Source organism: Petrotoga sp. 9PW.55.5.1 (genome assembly GCF_003265365.1).
Taxonomy (GTDB): Bacteria; Thermotogota; Thermotogae; order Petrotogales; family Petrotogaceae; genus Petrotoga.
In genome coordinates this window covers 1-2019 of record NZ_AUPM01000006.1, presented here as the reverse complement: position 1 = coordinate 2019, position 2019 = coordinate 1, and the positions used below count along the sequence as shown (strand labels likewise).

General features: G+C 30.6%; 1 protein-coding gene and 1 tRNA gene. Both read right to left on the bottom strand.

The features are described from left to right. Positions 1–1329 (bottom strand): ComEC/Rec2 family competence protein (locus PW5551_RS01180; RefSeq protein ID WP_146738313.1); only part of this gene is annotated, 1329 nt, incomplete at its 3' end. A 53-nt stretch (positions 1330–1382) separates the two neighbouring features. After that, positions 1383–1471: transfer RNA gene (locus tag PW5551_RS01175), tRNA-Leu, on the bottom strand. Positions 1472–2019: the final 548 nt, after the last annotated feature.

Sequence of the window (2019 nt, the reverse complement as noted above, 5' to 3'; positions counted from 1 at the left end):
AAAGGCCTCTATCGATAAGGGGCCTTTTTTGTTTTTTTGAAGTAATAATACGTATAATAAAAAAACTATACCCCATATTATTAAAGGAATTAAGATAGAATCGAATTTAAAGGGTTCTAAAAATGTAAATAACTTTACAAAATTTTTTATTGATAAGGCGAATACAGTCGAAAAAGAGTGTATAAATTCAAATGGGAGAATTATCGAAGATATGCTGCATATAATAAGCATAGATATAGCGGGACTTAGTAATGGAGTTATGAAAAGCCCTATTAAAGAAATTTCGCCAAAATAGATTAATGCAATTGGAAATATTCCAATATACGCTGCAATGGGAACGGATAAAGATTTTAAATTTCTATTATCTATCTGGTTTGTGGTAAAAAGTATCATAAACGCAGCTGCATAACTCATTTGAAAGCTTACATTCAAAAGGTTGTTAGGAATGACTAAAAGATTCAAATAACCTATAAGCCCTAAAATATTGAAGGAGTTAACAGGAATATCAAACAATCTAAATAAGTTTAAGGTTACTAACAATAATACAGCTCTCACAGAACTTGGTGTAAAACCTGTAAAAATCAAGTAGAAAACAAGAAATGTCGAATTAATAACTAGTCTTGCATTTCTTTTTAAGATTATAAAATTCAAGAAAAAACTGATTATAGAATAAATAATGTAAACATGCATCCCCGATACGGCGAATAAATGCAAAGTCCCAGTACTTTGAAAGACTTCTTTATCTCTTATTCCCCCCATTAAAGAACTGATTAAAAGATCCCTTGCTTCTTGATTTTCTATTTTTTCATTCAAAGCGTTAATTGAAAGATCTTTTATAATCATTATTGACTTATTGTACGAAGGAGCCACATAATCAGCTTTTAAAAAATTATCTTGAATTTGGCCATGAATATATACATCTTTGCCTGTTGTAATAGGAACTGTACTGTATTGCCCATAATAGAACTTATAATAATTTCTATAGGTATGCCAATCATCTTCGAAATACAGTTTATTTGAAAAAACAGTATAGTAATTACCCCTTTTGTCAATGACTTTTCCTAAGATTCCTACCTCAGAATTTGGAACGATGGGTGTATAAAATAAAGAAGGTAATAAGAATATCCCAATGAGAAAAACTTTTAAATTATCTCTTTCGACAAGCCATAGGGAAAATAAGATTAGTATAAAGCCTACAATAACTAAGACTTTATTGATGAAAGAAAGTAGTAATAAAAGTGCGAAAGATAAGAATAATTCAATAAAAAATGGGAATGCATTTTTCGAATGAATTCTTATGTTTTTAACCCCCAAGTTTAAAATTAACAAAAGAATAAAAAATAAAAATAAAGGATCGTTAAAAACGATCCTTCTTACTATCTTGGTGCCGGGGGCGGGACTTGAACCCGCACGAGTTTAAATACTCATATGGCCCTCAACCATACGTGTCTACCAATTCCACCACCCCGGCAAAAAAACTAATATAAATATTTCAAAGTTATTATACACTACGTATTGCTCTTTGTCAAGAGAACACATTAGATCATATTAAATGTCTGTGAAAACAAGAGGTTTGAAAGATGTAAGAAGAAGTATTTTGGTTCAATTCCCCTTCTGTGAAGGGGTGGATGCAGCGTTTTATGCTGCAGACGGGGTAGTCACTCTTAAATTTGCTTTTAGCAAATTGAAAATCCAGTTCAAAAGCAACTACCCCGTCTGTGACAAAAAGCGTCACAGCCACCCCTTCAAAAAGGGGAATTNAAACCAAAAACCTCTCAAGAGGTGCATTAAACCTAAATCTTTTCAAAAAGTAAATTAATAATTATTTAGCAAGTCTTATGCTTTTATTTCAGAATTTCTTTTAATTCATCTATGGTTATTTCTAATAGATTATCCATGAGATAATCAATTGTTTTTTCATCGGTTTTTAGAATTTTGCCTTGCAATTCTTTGGAAAATTCTTTTCCAAATCTTTTTGTTAATAATTTCACCACTAATTCTTTTCTTTCTTCTAGTTTA